The organism is Nocardia sp. FBN12 (assembly GCF_054031145.1).
The window spans coordinates 7154822-7170997 of sequence record NZ_CM132926.1 but is presented as its reverse complement, the minus strand read 5'-3'; the positions used below and the strand labels follow the sequence as shown (position 1 = coordinate 7170997).

The 16176-nt window shown below is 67.1% G+C and carries 18 protein-coding genes; 10 read left to right on the top strand and 8 right to left on the bottom strand.

Annotation, left to right across the window (positions count from 1 at the left end; translation table 11 throughout):
• Nucleotides 1–246 precede the first annotated feature (246 nt).
• Entirely contained in the window at nucleotides 247–708 is a 462-nt protein-coding gene (locus ACWZHB_RS33695; protein WP_056819179.1) for a gamma-glutamylcyclotransferase, read from the top strand.
• A gap of 164 nt (nucleotides 709–872) precedes the next feature.
• Here the strand turns inward: ACWZHB_RS33695 and ACWZHB_RS33690 are convergent, their stop codons facing one another.
• The 3 genes from ACWZHB_RS33690 to ACWZHB_RS33680 all read right to left on the bottom strand — a co-directional run bounded on the left by ACWZHB_RS33690 (nucleotide 873) and on the right by ACWZHB_RS33680 (nucleotide 4116).
• Nucleotides 873–2036: a M20 family metallopeptidase gene (locus tag ACWZHB_RS33690; protein WP_427909382.1), complete on the bottom strand. Its 1164-nt coding sequence runs from the start codon at nucleotides 2034–2036 to the stop codon at nucleotides 873–875.
• Between the two features lie 125 nt (nucleotides 2037–2161).
• Entirely contained in the window at nucleotides 2162–3364 is a 1203-nt protein-coding gene (locus tag ACWZHB_RS33685; protein ID WP_427905714.1) for a M20 family metallopeptidase, read from the bottom strand.
• Between the two features lie 50 nt (nucleotides 3365–3414).
• Nucleotides 3415–4116 carry an enoyl-CoA hydratase-related protein gene (locus ACWZHB_RS33680; RefSeq protein ID WP_427905713.1) on the bottom strand — a complete coding sequence of 234 codons (702 nt, stop codon included), beginning with the start codon at nucleotides 4114–4116 and terminating at the stop codon, nucleotides 3415–3417.
• A 138-nt stretch (nucleotides 4117–4254) separates the two neighbouring features.
• Between ACWZHB_RS33680 and ACWZHB_RS33675 the strand changes: the two genes are divergently transcribed.
• Both ACWZHB_RS33675 and ACWZHB_RS33670 read left to right on the top strand, forming a co-directional pair.
• Complete coding sequence (locus tag ACWZHB_RS33675; RefSeq protein ID WP_427905712.1) at nucleotides 4255–5034, top strand: purine-nucleoside phosphorylase; 780 nt, start codon at nucleotides 4255–4257, stop codon at nucleotides 5032–5034.
• Nucleotides 5035–6537, top strand: coding sequence for a phospho-sugar mutase (locus tag ACWZHB_RS33670; protein WP_427905711.1), 1503 nt, complete (start codon nucleotides 5035–5037; stop codon nucleotides 6535–6537).
• Nucleotide 6538: 1 nt separating this feature from the next.
• On the opposite strand, the gene upp is transcribed toward ACWZHB_RS33670, so the two are convergent.
• Nucleotides 6539–7162: a uracil phosphoribosyltransferase gene (upp, locus tag ACWZHB_RS33665; RefSeq protein WP_427905710.1), complete on the bottom strand. Its 624-nt coding sequence runs from the start codon at nucleotides 7160–7162 to the stop codon at nucleotides 6539–6541.
• Nucleotides 7163–7308: 146 nt separating this feature from the next.
• Here upp and ACWZHB_RS33660 point away from each other — a divergent pair, with 146 nt between their 5' ends.
• From ACWZHB_RS33660 to ACWZHB_RS33640, 5 genes are read left to right on the top strand one after another with little or no spacing between them, the layout of a single operon-like run.
• On the top strand, nucleotides 7309–7641 hold the full coding sequence (locus ACWZHB_RS33660) for a hypothetical protein (protein WP_427905709.1): 333 nt from the start codon (nucleotides 7309–7311) through the stop codon (nucleotides 7639–7641).
• Nucleotides 7638–8780 carry an NlpC/P60 family protein gene (locus ACWZHB_RS33655; protein WP_427905708.1) on the top strand — a complete coding sequence of 381 codons (1143 nt, stop codon included), beginning with the start codon at nucleotides 7638–7640 and terminating at the stop codon, nucleotides 8778–8780. The genes ACWZHB_RS33660 and ACWZHB_RS33655 overlap by 4 nt, the downstream gene beginning before the upstream one ends.
• Nucleotides 8777–9130, top strand: coding sequence for a hypothetical protein (locus tag ACWZHB_RS33650; protein WP_101464284.1), 354 nt, complete (start codon nucleotides 8777–8779; stop codon nucleotides 9128–9130). Before ACWZHB_RS33655 ends, ACWZHB_RS33650 begins: the two co-directional genes overlap by 4 nt.
• Nucleotides 9127–9486 carry a YbaB/EbfC family nucleoid-associated protein gene (locus tag ACWZHB_RS33645; RefSeq protein WP_427905707.1) on the top strand — a complete coding sequence of 120 codons (360 nt, stop codon included), beginning with the start codon at nucleotides 9127–9129 and terminating at the stop codon, nucleotides 9484–9486. The genes ACWZHB_RS33650 and ACWZHB_RS33645 overlap by 4 nt, the downstream gene beginning before the upstream one ends.
• Before the next feature lie 14 nt (nucleotides 9487–9500).
• Nucleotides 9501–10739, top strand: a complete 1239-nt coding sequence (locus tag ACWZHB_RS33640) for a primosomal protein (protein WP_427905706.1) — start codon at nucleotides 9501–9503, stop codon at nucleotides 10737–10739.
• A gap of 44 nt (nucleotides 10740–10783) precedes the next feature.
• On the opposite strand, the gene ACWZHB_RS33635 is transcribed toward ACWZHB_RS33640, so the two are convergent.
• The 4 genes from ACWZHB_RS33635 to ACWZHB_RS33620 form a co-directional block, all read right to left on the bottom strand.
• Nucleotides 10784–11881 carry an adenosine deaminase gene (locus tag ACWZHB_RS33635; protein WP_427905705.1) on the bottom strand — a complete coding sequence of 366 codons (1098 nt, stop codon included), beginning with the start codon at nucleotides 11879–11881 and terminating at the stop codon, nucleotides 10784–10786.
• Between the two features lie 91 nt (nucleotides 11882–11972).
• On the bottom strand, nucleotides 11973–12965 hold the full coding sequence (locus ACWZHB_RS33630; protein ID WP_427905704.1) for an IS481 family transposase: 993 nt from the start codon (nucleotides 12963–12965) through the stop codon (nucleotides 11973–11975).
• Nucleotides 12966–13304: 339 nt separating this feature from the next.
• The gene (locus ACWZHB_RS33625) at nucleotides 13305–14591 is read right to left on the bottom strand and encodes a thymidine phosphorylase (protein ID WP_427905703.1); all 1287 of its coding nucleotides are present in this window, start codon (nucleotides 14589–14591) and stop codon (nucleotides 13305–13307) included.
• Nucleotides 14592–14617: 26 nt separating this feature from the next.
• The gene (locus ACWZHB_RS33620; RefSeq protein WP_427905702.1) at nucleotides 14618–15019 is read right to left on the bottom strand and encodes a cytidine deaminase; all 402 of its coding nucleotides are present in this window, start codon (nucleotides 15017–15019) and stop codon (nucleotides 14618–14620) included.
• A gap of 290 nt (nucleotides 15020–15309) precedes the next feature.
• Here ACWZHB_RS33620 and sdhC point away from each other — a divergent pair, with 290 nt between their 5' ends.
• Both sdhC and ACWZHB_RS33610 read left to right on the top strand, forming a co-directional pair.
• Nucleotides 15310–15714, top strand: a complete 405-nt coding sequence (gene sdhC / locus ACWZHB_RS33615; RefSeq protein ID WP_427905701.1) for a succinate dehydrogenase, cytochrome b556 subunit — start codon at nucleotides 15310–15312, stop codon at nucleotides 15712–15714.
• 1 nt (nucleotide 15715) lies between these two features.
• Nucleotides 15716–16150: a succinate dehydrogenase hydrophobic membrane anchor subunit gene (locus ACWZHB_RS33610; protein WP_427905700.1), complete on the top strand. Its 435-nt coding sequence runs from the start codon at nucleotides 15716–15718 to the stop codon at nucleotides 16148–16150.
• Nucleotides 16151–16176 lie beyond the last annotated feature (26 nt).

The window sequence follows — 16176 nt, the reverse complement described above, 5'->3', positions numbered from 1 at the left end:
TGAGGGCTCGCCCGTGCTGTCGCCCCATCATTTCAGGTGCGATGTGACTCGGCCGGGTCGGATCGGTGAACAACGGCGCGCGTGTTGTGTGCCACGTTCCCGGCGTGACCGGCGGCCCGGAAGCGTCGCCACGCAGGGCTCCGAGGAACGTCGGCGGTTGTGCACAGCACCACCGGCAAGTGTGACCGTCAGCCGATCTGGGTGGGAGACAGGAATTCCGCCGCGGTTATTGGCTACAGTTCCATGGTGCCGATCTATGCCGCCTACGGGTCCAACATGGACTCGACGCAGATGCTGGAACGCTGCCCGCATTCGCCCATGTCCGGGACCGGGTGGCTGGAGGGTTGGCGCCTGACCTTCGCCGGTGACGACATCGGCTGGGAAGGGCCGTTGGCCACGGTCGTCGAGGACCCCGGCTCGCGGGTGTTCGTCGTGCTCTACGACGTCTCCCCCGAGGACGAGGACAGCCTCGACCGCTGGGAGGGCTCCGATTTCGGGATCCACAAGAAGATCCGAATCCGGGTCACCGGCACCCAGGGCGAGTCCCGCCTGGCATGGCTCTACGTCCTCGACGCCTACGAAGGCGGCCTCCCCTCGGCCCGCTACATCGGCGTCATCGCCGACGCCGCCGAAAAAGCAGGCGCCCCAGAGGACTACGTCCACGCCTTGCGCACCCGCAACAGCAAAAACGTAGGCCCCGGCGCATAGCTGCACCGCCCACAGCACACACCCCAGGCCAGGCAGCCCTACCGACCTATCAACCACACCGCGAACAAAGCCTGTCCCCGCCTTCCACAACCCACCCAACCCAGCCCCCCACCCGCGACGCATAGGGAGCGGCGGCCACGAAGTGGCCGGTCGCGGCCGGGTCCCTACCCCCGCAGCACAATATTCGTCAACGTCCGCACCCCAACCGCCAGCGCACGCTCATCGATATCGAACGTCGGCTGATGCAGATCCAACTGCTCACCAACACCCGACCACACCCCGAGCCGAGCCATCGCACCGGGCACTTCCTCCAGATACCAGGAGAAGTCCTCACCGCCACCCGACTGCGGAGTATCGGCGAGCGCGTCCTCACCCATTCCCAGAATCGCGTCCTCGAACATCAAGGCAGACGTCGGATCGTTGACCACCGGCGGCACACCACGCTTGTAGTTGAGCTGATACCGCACACCCGTCGGCGCGAGCAATCCGTCGATGATCTCGCGGACCAGCGGTTCCAGCAGCAGCCAGGTGCCGTGGTCGCCGGTGCGGACCGTGCCGGTGAGCATGCCCGTCTGTGGAATCGCGTTGGGCGCCTTGCCCGCACTCACCGCACCCCAGACCATGACCGTGCTGGTCCGCGGATCGACGCGGCGGCTGAGCAGTCCGGGTAAGCCCGTGATGACAGTGCCGATCGCGTAGACCAGATCGCTGGTCAGGTGTGGTCGGGAGGTATGCCCGCCGGGCGAATCGAGTACCAGCTCGACGGTGTCGGCCGCCGACGTGATCGCACCGGTCCGCACGCCGACCTTGCCGACCTCCAGACGCGGATCGCAGTGCAACGCGAAGATCCGGTCCACCCCGGCCATCCCACCGGCGGCGACCACATCGAGCGCCCCACCCGGCATCACTTCCTCGGCGGGCTGGAATACCAACCGCACCCCCACCGGCAACGTGTGCTGCGCCTCGGCGAGCGCGAGCCCGGTACCGAGCAGCACCGTGGTGTGCGCGTCGTGCCCGCAGGCATGCGACACCCCTGGCACATTCGACGCGAAGGTCAGGCCGGTGAATTCCTGCATCGGCAGCGCGTCCATATCGGCGCGCAAGGCGATGCGTGGACGATCGGTGGGCCCGAAGTCACAGAGGAGCCCGGTGCCGCCCGGCAGTACTTCCCAGCTCAGCCCGGCCTTGGTCAGCCAGCCCGACACGAACTCGGTGGTGGCGAACTCCGAGCGCGACAACTCGGGGTTGGCGTGGATGTGCCTGCGCCATTGCACCAGGTCACCGGTGTGTTCGGCCAGCCATGCGTCGACGATCTCGGTTCCCGACATCAGCGTTGGTTCGGTGTCCGGCGTGGTCGGACACGCTGCGTTCTCCCGTGCCATCGAGTGGGTACCCATGCCCACCGATAGCGCCTCGGAGCCTGCGCGTGCGGTGCCCGGATGGCCGGAAATGGTCACCGAATGTCCTCCTGTCGGTCGATCAGCCGTTGCAACAACCTGTCCCTGTGTACTTCATCGCCCGCTATCGCGACAGCGGTACGCGCCAGCGCCAGCGCGCCGTCGAGCACCGCGCGGTCCGCCGAGGCGTTCACGGCGGCGGCGGCGAACTCCGGCTGATGGGTCGCCGCGCCACCGGCATCGATGCCGATCACCGGATGGATACCGGGGATGACGTTGGTGACGTTGCCCATGTCGGTGCTCCCGAGCGGCCGCAGCACCTCGAGCTCGGGTGCGATCGGCACCCGTCCCAGTCCGGTGATCTGCGCGCGGTAGGCAGCGGAAAGAACCGGATCGGGGGTGAGCTCGGTATAGGTGGGCGCGAGCGTCCGTATGTCGTGAGTGCAGCCGGTCGCCAGTGCGCCCGCTTCGAAACACGCCTTCGCTCGGCGCATCAGGTCGTCGAGTGAGCCGGAATCGGGAGCACGGAGGTAGTACAGCAACTCCGCGCGTCCGGGCACGATATTGGGGGCTACACCGCCGTCGGACACTATACCGTGCAGCTGCTGGCCGGGTCGCAGATGCTGGCGTAGCAAGCCGACGGCAACCTGGGTCAGCGTCACCGCGTCGCCCGCGTTGCGGCCCAGTTCGGGCGCGGCGCTGGCGTGCGCCTCGCGGCCGTGGAAGACGATGGCGAGGTCGGCCAGCGCCAGCGAGCGGGCGCCGACGATATCGGCGGGGCCGGGGTGGACCATCATCGCCATCGCGATGTCGTCGAAGGCGCCCGCTTCCAGCATGAGCACCTTGCCGCCGCCGCTCTCCTCCGCGGGCGTGCCGAGCACGACGACGGTCAGGCCGAGCGTGTCGGCCACGGCGGCCAGGCCGATGGCCGCGCCGACGGCGGACGCGGCGATGATGTTGTGCCCGCAGGCGTGCCCGATCTCGGGTAGCGCGTCGTATTCGGCGCAGATGCCGACGGTGAGCGGGCCACTGCCATACACCGCGCGAAAGGCGGTCGACAGCCCCGCTACGCCGGTCGTGACGGCGAATCCGCGCTCTACCAGCGGCGCGAGGACCTTGGCGACGCTACGAGTCTCGGCGAAGGCCAGCTCGGGTTCGGCGTGGATCGCGTGCGAGAGCCCGATCAGCTCGTCCGAGGCAGCCACGATCGCGGCGTCGGAGGCGGTGGCTGTGAGTTCGCCGGTGCGCGAGGGTGCCATACCCCCCAGTCTTGCATCAGTGCCCGACAGCGGCGCACCGGCGAGCGAGGTCAGTTGCCGAAAGGCAGGTTCTCCGGGGTGACCGGGGTGGCCAGCGCGGCCAGGGTCTCGGCGTGCAGGTCGGCCTTGATGATCGGGGTGATCGGCTTGCGCAGGCTGGTCAGCGCGGCGGCGCGGGCGATCGCGGTGGGCAGCACCTCGTCGGCGTCGGCCTTGGCGTCGGCGATGCCAGCGGCGATGGCCTCGTCGGCACCGAAACGGTGGCCGGTGGTCATCGCCTTGCCGCACACCTGGTTGCTCAGTCGACCCTTCAGCAAGCCGTTCATGCCGATCGTGAACGGCATGCCGAGGTGTACCTCGGGCAGCGACCAGAAGCCGCGGTCGCCGCGCATCACGCGGAAATCGTGGGAGGTGGCCAGCATGGCGCCCGCGCCGAACGCGTGGCCGTTGACCGCGGCGACCGTCGGCATCGGGAAGGTCAGCAGGCGGGTGTAGAGGGAATGCACCCGGTCGAGGTAGCCGTGGATCTTGTCGAGGTTGCCGAAGACGTAGTCGGTGTCGAGGCCGTTGCTGTAGAACTTGCCGGTCGCGACGGTGACCAGCGCGGCGGCACCCTCGGACGCCTCGACCTTGTCGAGTGCGGCGTGGAAGGCGTCGATCCAGTCCGGCGAGAAACGGTTCTCGTTGTCGGTCTCACCCTCGTTGCCGAGGTACAGGACGAAAACATCACCAGAGCGCTCCAAATACGGCATGCAGGGGAGAATAGTCCGCGCCTGAACCCTGCCCTACTCGCGGGTAGGGACCTTCCCAGCCCCGCACGACCCGACCTAGAGGAGGGTCCGGCGGGGTCGCGAACCTCGAGCGCGCCAGCGCTCCAATAAACTCAGCTCATGACAGCCGAACAGGCCGCTGTGGCGATCGCCGAACGTACGGGAGTGCCGCGTCATCGCGTGGCCGTGGTGCTGGGATCGGGGTGGCAGGAGGCAGCAGCCGAGATCGGCGCGCCGCATGCCTCGATTCCCATGACGGAGCTACCCGGCTTCGGCAAACCCAGTGCGCAGGGGCATGGCGGCATGGTGCATTCGGTCACCGTGAACGACAACAACGTGCTGCTGCTCATGGGTCGCCAGCACCTGTACGAGGGCTACACACCCCAGCAGGTGGTGCACCCGGTGACCGCGGCGATCGCGGCGGGCGCCGAGATCGTGCTCCTCACCAATGCCGCGGGTGGGCTCAGGGCCGGGCTTGCCGTGGGTGAGCCGGTGCTGATCGCCGACCACATCAACCTCACCGCGCGCACCCCGCTGGTCGGTGCGCGGTTCGTCGACCTGGTCGATGCCTGGGATCCCGAATTGCGTGCGCTGACAAGGGAAATCGATCCGAGCCTGACCGAGGGCGTGTACGCCGGGCTCACCGGTCCGCAGTACGAGACGCCCGCCGAGATCCGCATGCTGTCGACGATCGGCGCCGATCTGGTCGGCATGTCGACGGTGCTGGAGGCGATCGAGGCGCGTTCGCTCGGCGCGAAGGTACTCGGCATTTCGCTGGTCACCAATATGGCCGCCGGCGTTACCGGCGAACACCTTTCGCACGCGGAAGTGCTGGCCGAAGGACAGGCCGCCGCACCCCGGCTCGGCAAGCTGCTGCGCGGCATTCTGGAGCGCGTGTAAATGCTGCGCTTCGGGACCGCGGGCCTGCGTGGACCGTTGCGCGATGGCCCGGACGGGATGAACGTGACCACGGTGTCGCGGGCCACGGCCGGGCTCGCCGACTGGCTGCGTGACCGGTGCCTCGGCGGCGGGGCCGTTGTGGTCGGGCGGGACGCGCGACACGGGTCGGCGGAGTTCGCCACGGCGACCGCTGAGATCTTCACCGCCGCGGGCTTTCCCGTGACAGTTCTGCCGGATCCGGTACCCACTCCGGTAGTGGCGTTCGCGGTGCGCGAGTTGGGCGCGGTTGCGGGGGTGCAGATCACCGCCTCGCACAATCCGCCCGCTGACAACGGTTACAAGGTGTATCTCGACGGCGGGTCGCAGTTGATCGCCCCTGCCGACAGCGAGATCGAGAAGCGCATCGAGGCGGTTGTCGAACCGATTGCGCGGGAAGCTGTTCCGGTTTCCGGCGCTGACCTGGTCGACCGGTATCTCGCGCGCGTGGCGGAGTTGCCCGGTCTGCTGGGTGGGCCCGGCGAGCGGGCGGATGTGCGGATCGCGCTCACCGCGCTGCACGGGGTCGGCGGTGAGCTCGCCGTGCGCGCGCTGGCCGCGGCCGGGTTCACCGATGTGCACGTGGTCGAGGAGCAGTTCGCACCCGATCCCGACTTCCCCACCGTCGCCTTTCCCAATCCGGAGGAGCCTGGCGCGGCCGATCTGCTGCTCGCGCTGGCCGAGCGGATCGGTGCCGATGTGGCGATCGCGCTCGATCCCGATGCCGATCGCTGCGCGCTCGGCGTGCCCGGTCCGGATGGTTGGCACATGGTGCGCGGTGACGAGACCGGCGTGCTGCTGGCCGATTACGTGCTGCGAACCTCGCCGACCGATCCGCTGGTCGCCACAACCATCGTTTCCTCGCGTCTGCTGTCGAAGCTGGCGGCCGCGCGCTCGGCACGGTACGCCGAGACCCTGACCGGCTTCAAATGGCTGGCCAGGGCGGGCGAGGGGCTGGTGTACGCCTACGAGGAGGCCATCGGCCACTGCGTCGATCCGTCGAGGGTCCGCGACAAGGACGGCATTTCCGCCGGGGTGGCCGCCGCCGATCTCGTCGCCCTGTTGAAGGCTCAGGGCAGGACGCTGCAGGACGAGCTCGACTCCTACGCCGTCGAATTCGGCCTGCACGCGGGTGGGCAGGTCTCGCTGCGCCTGCCCGACCAGGCCGCCGCGAGCGTGCTGGTCGCCGCCCTGCGCGCGAACCCACCCAGCGACATCGCCGGCACCCCCGTGAAGTTCACCGACCAGGCGCAGGTGCGCGGCAGATTGCGCACCGACGCACTGATCTTCGACGCCGACGACTTCCGCATCGTCGTCCGCCCCTCGGGCACCGAACCCAAACTCAAGTGCTACCTGGAGGTTTTCGCCCCGGTGGCCGCCCCCGACGACCTGAAGAACGCGAGAGAGGCTGCCGCGAAGCGACTCTCTCAGCTCGCTCTCTTCTGTCGCGCGCTGGCCGACGAGTAGTTCAGCGCGGGCCGAACTGGCGGTCGCCCGCGTCGCCTAGGCCGGGGACGATGTAGGCGTGCTCGTTGAGCCGGTCGTCGATCGCGGCGGTGATCAGCCGAACCGGCAGGCCCGAATCTGCCAGAGCGGCAACGCCTTCCGGGGCTGAGACAACGCAGATCGCGGTGATGTCGGTGGCGCCGCGGGCGACGAGGAGTTCGATCGTGTGGCGCATCGAACCGCCGGTGGCCAGCATCGGGTCGAGGACGAAGACCGGCAGGCCGGTCAGGTCGGCGGGCAGGGATTCGAGGTAGGGCACCGGCTGGTGGGTCTGCTCGTCGCGGGCGATGCCGACGAAGCCGACGCGGGCTTCGGGGACGAGTTCGGCGGCGGCGTAGACCATGCCGAGCCCGGCCCGCAGGACCGGAACCAGCAGCGGGGGCGCCGCCAGGCGGACGCCGTCGGTGACCGCGACCGGCGTGTCGATCGGCTCGCGCACCACCGGCGCGTCGCGCAGCGCCTCGTACATGAGGATGCCGGTGAGATCGGCCAGAGCATTGCGGAAGGTCGCGTTGTCGGTGCGGACGTCGCGCATGGTGCTGAGCAGGGTCGCGGCAAGCGGATGGTCGACGGTGTCGGTGCGCATGAAAAGACGATAGGGTCGCTTGGCGCTTCGCGCCTACGACCGCTGGGGAAATTTTCGCGGTAATAGGGAACCGAACGCGGAGTCGGTGCGTCCAAGATGATGAGTGACGTACTCTGCCCGGGAACTCGAGGATTGGGGGAAGTTCGATGACGAAAAGGATGTCGGCCGATGCCGAGGGCATCACCGCCTACAGCGCGGCTGCCGAGGGGATGGCCACGGAACTGGCCACGGCGGCGGCTGGTTCGGTTGCCTCGGACCCCACCCTGCTCGGCCCGATCATGGGACTCATCGGCGGTGACTTCACTGCTGCCTACTCCGCCGCACACGCCGGTCACGTGGCGTCGATCGCCCAGCTGTCGGCGGTCATGGGCAGCATGGGCCTTGCCACCGCCAGCGCCGCGACCACGCTGGTCGAGACCGACCTGAACAACGCGGCCCCGCTCACCGCCATCGCGGGCGATCTCGGTACCGACGCATGATCGACCTCAGCGGACTTGCCCAGCCCCTCCTCGATCTGCTGTCGAGTTTCGGCACCGGTGTGCTCGGCACCGGCGGCGCGTCCGACGGCTTGCGCTCGACCTCGACCAACCTCGACCAGATCTATCAGCAGGGCCGCAGCAGCATCAACAATGTCAACACCGCGTGGGACGGCCAGGCCGTCGACGCCGTCACCGCCAAGGCGCTGCGCGTGCAGACCTCCTCGGCCACCCTGTCCGACAACGGCACCGAGATGGCGACCGTCGTCGACCAGGCCGCGGCCTATGTGCAGACCGGGCAGAAGGAGCTCGACGGGATCGTCAACTCGTTCCTGTCGCAGGTGTCCGCGCTCAGCCCCACCCTCGGCACCCCCGCCGGCCTCACCGCCGTGGTGAGCTCGGCGATCGACCACATCGGGCAGGGCATGGGGGTTGTCGGCCGGGTGCAGGACGAACTGGGCACCCAGACCGCCGCCATCCAGGAGCTCACTCCCGCGCCGTCGAGCACGGCGCTGGCGAGTGTCGCGTCCGGCGCGACCAACCTGGCGTCCTCGGCGTCGAGTTCCGGCCTGCTGTCGACCGCGGCGAGTGCGGGCAGCACGGTGCTCAGCTCCGTGGGGTCGGCGATGTCGACGGCGATGGGCGGCAGCAACAGCAGCGGCTCGAAGACCTCCACCGGCGGAACCTCCGGCGGGACCGGCGGATCGACGGGGTCCTCCGCCGGTTCGTCGACGGGTTCCGGCACCGGTGTCAAGATCACCCTGCCCGACGGCAGCACGGTCGAGGCGCCCAACGAGAAGGCCGCCACCGCGGTTCGCTCGGCGATCGGCGCGGTCGGCACCCCGTACGTCTGGGGCGGCAACGACCCGCAATCGGGCATCGACTGCAGCGGGCTCACCAAGTACGCCTACGGCGAGGCCGGGGTCGAACTGCCGCGCCTCGCGCAGGAACAGCACATCGGTAATCCCCAGGTATCCCCCGGTGACCTACAGCCCGGCGACCTGGCCGTGTGGGACGGCCACGTCGCCATGGTCGTCGGCAACGGGCAGCTCGTCGAGGCGGGCGATCCGGTTTCGATCAGTTCCATCCGAACGGAGAACAGTGGCATGGAGTTCTACGGCTTCTACAGGCCTACCGAATGAGCGGCACGCCGATCCCCGAGGTTCCCAACGTGGAGTCCGCGGTCAGCACCAACCGCTCCGGCACGATCTCGGTCCGCGCGACCAGCATGGGTCTGCCGATCGCGCTCAAGTTCGAGCGCAGCGAATACCAGTTCGGCGCCCAGGCGCTTGCCGATGAGATCCTGCGCCTGACCAGGCGCTCGACCATCGCCGCGGCCGCCCGCCTGCGTGAGGTCTACAGCGAGCAGGCGCAGATCCCCGACGAACTGCTCGACAAGATGAACCTGCCCACCCGGCGTCAGGCGGTCGACGAGCTCGACCGCATCGACGACGCCGACACCGGTCAGACGAGTTGGATGAGGCCACTGTGAGTGCGGAAATGGATGCCCTGGTCGCGGGTGTCACCGGAAAGCTCGAGGCGCTCGAGGCTGCGCTGTACGGGTTGAAGCAGGTCAACGGGAGATTCACCACCGAAGACGGCCTGGTCACCGCCGAGGTGAACAGCGACGGCGCCCTCGTCGGTCTGACCTTGGACGAAGGCATCACCGCGCTGGCGCCCACCGAGGCCGCCGCGCTCATCCTGACCGCCTGCAAACAGGCCACGGAGACCGCGGGCGAGGCACGTTCCAACATCATTGCGACACTGAACGAATCGCTCACCGGACCGAGTGCACAGCCCGACGGGCAATTAGCACCCGGGCCGGATAGTGCCCGGCGCTCGAGCTAGCTAGGCTTCGCGTCATGGCTTCTGGAGACATCGTCCCGATCGAGCTCGGTCTGACCGATGGCGATCTCGTCACCCTGTGGGCACCGCGCTGGCGCGACGGTGACGACGAGTGGGAGGCGTTCCTCGGTCACGAGGACGACCTCTACGGTTTCGAGTCCGTTGCGGAGCTGGCCGGGTTCATCCGCACCAACACCGACAACGACCTCGTCGACCACCCGTCCTGGGCGGTCATCGCCGGCCTTTCGGCCGCTGAGCTGGAGCCGGAGGAGAACTTCAGCTTCGATCTGGTCTCCGTGCCGGAACTGGCGGCGGGCGACCCCGACGTCGATGTCGTCGGCGAGCTCGAGGACACCCTGGCGATGGTGCGCAATATCGCCGAGGTGTGCGAGCTCGACGTGGTGACCAAGTTCTTCGGCAACAACCCCGTGCTCGGCGCGCTGGCCAGCGGGGCGAGCACGTTCGTCGGCCGCGACGGCGAAGAGCTGTGGGACCAGGTCGGTGCCGCGATCGTCAAGGGCTGGGACGACGTGCTCGATGCGATCGACAGCGTCGTGAGCACGCCCGAGGTCGACGCGGCCGCGGTGGCCGTCGCCGAGGCGGAGTTGCTGGCCGCCGAGGAGAACGAAGTCGACGCCGACGATGTCGCCGAGGAGGAAGAGGAGTTCGAGAACGTCGACCTCACTGCCGCCGACGAGGACGAAGAGGAGTCCTTCTGGGACGAGGTCGGCATCGACCCCGTCAAGATCGTCACCTCCGACGGCGAGCAGTTCACCCTGCGCTGCTACCTCGACGACGAGCCGATATTCCTCGGTAACGGCACCACCATCACCGTCTTCAGCTCCGCGCGCGCACTGGCCCGCTACCTGGCCGACGATCACGAGCACGAGCTGGCCCGGGTCTCGACCTTCGCCGAGGTGCAGACCGCGGCGGTGGACGGTTCGCTCGAGGTCGAGGTGACCGACGAGAACGTCTACGTGCTCACCGGTCTGGTCGAGGATCTGGCCGAGGGACCGGAAGCGGTCGACATCGAACAGCTCGATCTCGCGGTCGAACTGTTCAGCGACGCGGCCGACTACGCCGATGACGACAGCGTGGAAACTGCTCTCGCGCAGTCGAATCCGCTCGGCTGGTATGTCTCGTACCTGCTCAACCCCGATCCGAACCGGATGGCCCCGAACCCGCCGTACGCGTCGGAGGCACAGCAGTTCCGCGATCTGCAGCGCGCGTTCGAAGCGCGGCTCGTCAGCGAATAGGAAGTTCCAGGGGGTGGCACCGACGTGGTGCCACCCCCTGGTTTTCACCCGAGAAGTACCGCGTAACCCGGCTTGATCACTTCGTCGATGATCTTCAGCCGGTCCGGGAACGGGATGAAGGCCGACTTCATGGCGTTGATGGTGAAGCGTTCCAGATCGCTCCAGCCGTAGCCGAAGGTGTCGACCAGCTTGGACATCTCCTTGCTCATCGAGGTGTCGCTCATCAGCCGGTTGTCGGTGTTGACGGTGACCCGGAAGCGCAGGCGGGCGAGCAGGTCGAACGGATGCTTGTCCAGCGAGGGCACCGCGCCGGTCTGCACATTCGACGACGGACACAGCTCCAGCGGCACCCGCATATCGCGCACATAGTTCGCGACCAGCCCGAGCTGCGCGTCCGCGATGTCGCCCGGAACGCTGATGTCGTCGGTGATTCGCACCCCATGGCCGAGCCGATCACAACCGCAGAACGCGAGCGCCTCGTGAATCGACGGCAGCCCGAACGCCTCACCCGCGTGAATCGTGAAGTGCGCGTGGTTGGCTCGCAGATACTCGAACGCGTCGAGATGCCGAGTGGGAGGGAACCCCGCCTCGGCCCCCGCGATGTCGAACCCACCCACCCCGGCATCCCGGAACCGCACGGTCAGCTCGGCGATCTCGCGCGACCTCGCCGCATGCCGCATCGCCGTGAGCAGACACGTCACCCGGATGACATTGCCCTGCTCAGCCGCGATCGTCTCCCCCTCCCGGAACCCGGCAAGCGTGTGCTCGACAACCTCGTCGAGCGTGAGGCCCTTCTCGAGATGCTGCTCGGGCGCGAACCGCACCTCCGCGTACACGACCCCGTCATCGGCGAGGTCGATCGCACACTCCCGCGCCACCCTGCGCAGCCCCTCCGGGGTCTGCATCACCGCGACCGTATGCGCGAACGTCTCCAGATACCGCTCGAGCGATCCGCTGTCGGCGGCGTCACGAAACCACCCCCCCAAACTCTCGGCATCGGAAGCGGGTAATTCGTCATAGCCGCAGTCAGCAGCCAGCTCTAGCACCGTCGAGGGCCGCAGACCACCATCGAGGTGATCATGCAGCAATGCCTTCGGTGCGCGTCGGATCGAAGCAAGGTCTAAGGGCGCCGGTCCAGTCATGTTTAGACGGTAGCGGGCAGCGACGATCCCGGCAGAACATCGTCCACCCTGATTCCGTCATGACCGCACTCCCACCCACCACCTGCGACCCTTAGGTGTGTTGACCTGAGAGGTTAGGGACGCGGCTAGCTGGCGGACGTCCTCCGAGTGCGGTGTGGGCTCGGTGGTGATTGTAGGTATGGAGCCACTCGGTGAACGCGGCTCGGCGTTCGGTCTCTGACCGGTAAGCGCGGGCATAGGCCCATTCATCGACAAGGGTGCGGTTGAACCGTTCGACCTTGCCGTTGGTTTGTGGCCGGTAAGGGCGGGTCCGTTTATGGGTGATCGAGGCCGCGGTCATCGTCTGGGCCCAGAGCCGGGACCGGTAGCAGGGACCGTTGTCGGTCAGGACTCGTTTGACGGTGATCCCGTTGGTGGAGAAGAACTTCTGGGCTCGTTGCCAGAACCCGGCAGCGGTTTCCTTGCGTTCGTTGGGCAGGATCTCGGTGTAGGCGAGGCGGGAATGGTCATCGATGGCGTTGTGGAGGTAGCTGTAGCCCAGATGGCTGTGGCCACGGCTGTCGAGAGTTTTGCCCGCGGTCCGGGTGCGGTTGGTGCGCCCGAGTTTTTGCCCGACCGCGCGGGCCCCGCCGCCGTCGGGGATGTTGCCCAGCTTTTTGATATCGACATGGACCAGGTCGCCGGGGTGATCGTGTTCGTAGCGGCGGATCGGGGTGCCGGTGGTGCGGTCGAGCCAGGCCAGGCGGGCCAGTTTGTAGCGTGTCAACACTCGGTGCACTGTCGAGGGATGCAAACCGAGTAGGTAGGCGATCCGTGCTGGTCCCCACCGGCGTTGGACTCGGATTTTGATGATCCGGCGTTCGGTGCGGGTCGGAGTTTTGGTTGGGCTGTGGTGGGGGCGCGACGACAAATCTGACATGGCGGCGGCACCGTGGTGGCGGTAGCGGTTGGCCCAGCGGGCGGCGGTGGTGGGTGAGACTTGGAATCGTTCGGCTGCCCGTCGTAGTGGCCAGCCGTCGTCGATGACACAGCGGGCTAGTCGTAGACGGCCGAGTTCGGTCAGGGGTGCATTACGGTGTGTCATTGAAGACCTCCGTTGAGAGACGCGTTCCTTAGACAGCTCGCATCTCACTCGGAGGTCTTCGCCATGTCAGCTCGCCACGCCGTTACCAACCTGCATGGTCAACACACTTAGGGAGCAGCGGCCACGAAGTGGCCGGTCGCGGCCGGGTCGCCGGTTAGGCGCCGTTGCGTAGGCGACGAAGGAGCAAGCAACGGCGCCTAACCGGCGGCCCCTCGGGGCCGCGACTCGAGCGCGCCAGCGCTCCAATAAACACAGCCCAAACCTGCCTGGGACTACTCAAACCCAGGACATCACTTACCACCCAGGCGAGCCCTCACTCGCCCGGACCACCGCCTCAGCTCAGCCGATGCGCCCCAAAATCAGCTCGCCAGGCTTCCACTCGGAGCCGGTTTCAATGCCTACCGCGTCCGTGAGCGCCGCCAAAGCTCCCGCGAACGCATCCGGCGTATCGGTATGCAACGTCAACAACGGCTGCCCCGCCACCACCGAATCACCCGGTTTGGCGTGCATTTCGATCCCGGCACCCGCCTGCACCTGCTCCCCCTGACGCGCACGCCCCGCGCCGAGCCGCCACGCGGCAACCCCCACCCCCATCGCATCGAGCCGAACCAGCACCCCACTCGATTCCGCCCGCACGATCTCGGTATGCCGAGCAACAGGCAGCGCAGCATCCGGATCCCCACCCTGCGCCTGAATCATCGCCCGCCAGTGATCCATGGCCCGACCATCCGCGAGCACATCCGCAGGATCGATGTGCAGCCCTGCCTGCGCAACCATCTCCCGGGCGAGCGTCAAAGTCAGCTCGACCACATCAGCAGGCCCCCCGCCGGCAAGAACCTCCACCGACTCAGCCACTTCCATCGCATTACCCGCAGTCCGCCCGAGCGGAGTATCCATCGCCGTCAGCAACGCGACCGTGTTCACACCCGCATCCCGCCCGAGTTCGACCATCGCCGTAGCGAGTTCCCGAGCCCCGTCGAGCGTCTTCAGAAAAGCCCCCGACCCCACCTTCACATCGAGCACCAGCGCCGCCGTCCCCTCGGCGATCTTCTTACTCATGATCGAACTAGCGATCAACGGAATCGACTCGACAGTCCCGGTCACATCCCGCAGCGCATAGAGCCGCTTGTCAGCGGGCGCCAGATCAGCCCCCGCCGCGCAGATCACCGCGCCGATCGCCGGATCCGCCAGAATCTCGCGCATCCGCGGCACCGTGACATCGGCCTGCCACCCACGGATCGACTCGAGCTTGTCCAGCGTCCCACCGGTATGTCCGAGCCCGCGCCCGGACAACTGCGGCACCGCCGCACCACACGCGGCGACCAGCGGCGCCAGCGGAAGAGTGATCTTGTCCCCGACCCCACCGGTCGAATGCTTGTCGACAGTCGGGCGAGGCAGGTCGGTGAAGTTCATCCGGCTGCCCGAGGAGATCATCGCCGCCGTCCACCGCGCGGTCTCGCGCCGGGTCATCCCCCGCCACACGATCGCCATGGCCAAGGCCGACATCTGCTCGTCGGCCACGATCCCCCGGGTGAAGGCGTCCACCACCCAGTCGATCTGAGCATCGGACAGCTCCCCGCCGTCACGCTTACCAGTAATGATCGAAACCGCATCCAGTGCCGTCATGGCCCAAGTCTGGCACCGCGGTCCGACTACTGCTGTCCGGCCGCCAGATCATCCGGCCCGAAGGCGTAGGGCAGCAGCTCCGACAGTGGCTTCGGGCCGTCGGCGTGATCCACCAGGAGTTCGCCCCCGCCGTGTTCGAACAGCAGCTGACGGCAGCGCCCACACGGCATCAGGATTTGGCCCCGGGAATCGGTCACCGAGACCGCGACGAGACGCCCGCCACCCGACGCGAATAAGTTACCGACGAGTACACATTCGGCACACAGGGTTAGCCCATATGAGACATTTTCCACATTGCATCCGCTCACAATTCGGCCATCCGCACTGAGAGCAGCGGCGCCGACCGGGAAACCCGAGTACGGCGCATACGCCGACCCCATTGCCCGAATTGCCATGTCATGCAACGTATTCCAGTCAATTTCGGGCACCGAGAACCTCCAGCAGATCCCGCCGAACACGGGGAAACAGGAGCCGAATCACCAGTATCCGGCATCAAGAAAGGCAAACCTAACTCGCTAGTTTTACCCGCAACGCACGGCACGCCGAATTAGTTCCGAGAAACAGAGGGGATTAGAGTTCACCGAAGATCGGTTCAGGTTCCCGGCGGCGGGCCAGCGCTCGAGAATACAGCGCAGCCACCTGGGCATTTGCCTCTCCACGCATGCCGGCGTCGGATCTGTGACCGGGTCCATCAACGACGTTGGAGGCACCGCACTCTATGACCACGATAGAAGCTCCGGCTCCGGCCCAGCCGAAGCGGAAGACGCTGTACCGCGGCGACCCCGGCATGTGGTCCTGGGCGCTGCACCGGATCACCGGTGTCACGCTGTTCTTCTTCCTCTTCGTGCACGTGCTGGACACGGCACTGGTCCGGGTCAACCCGGACACTTACGACAACTCCATCGCGCTCTACAAGAACCCTGTGGTCGCGCTCATGGAGATGGGCCTCGTCGTCGCCGTCCTGTTCCACGCCCTCAACGGCGTCCGGGTCATTCTCGTCGACTTCTGGTCCCAGGGTCCGCGATTCCAGAAGCAGATGCTGTGGATTGTGCTCGCCATCTGGGTTCTGGTCTCCGCCGCCGGCGTCGGCCGCCAGTTCTTCTACCTGCTGACGGAGCACTGATATGAGCGCACCTGTCCTCGCCAAGTCCTACGATCGCCCGGCCAGCCTCGACCTGCCCCGCTCGCCGCGTGGCAAGTCGAACGGCAACTTCGAGAAGTACGCATGGCTGTTCATGCGCATCTCCGGCCTGTTCCTGATCATCCTGGTACTCGGCCACATGTTCATCATGTTGATGATCGACGGTGGCGTGAACCGGCTGAACTTCGCGTTCGTGGCCGGTCGCTGGGCCAGCCCGTTCTGGCAGTTCTGGGATCTGTCGATGCTGTGGCTGGCTCAGCTGCACGGTGGCAACGGCCTGCGCGTGATCATCGACGACTACTCGCGCAAGGACTCCACGCGGTTCTGGCTCAAGACCATTCTCGCGGTTTCGATGGTCCTAGTCGTCGCCGTCGGCACGTACGTCGTCTTCACCTTCGACCCCAACATCACAGGTTAGGAACAGGCCACCTCGCATGAGTGAAT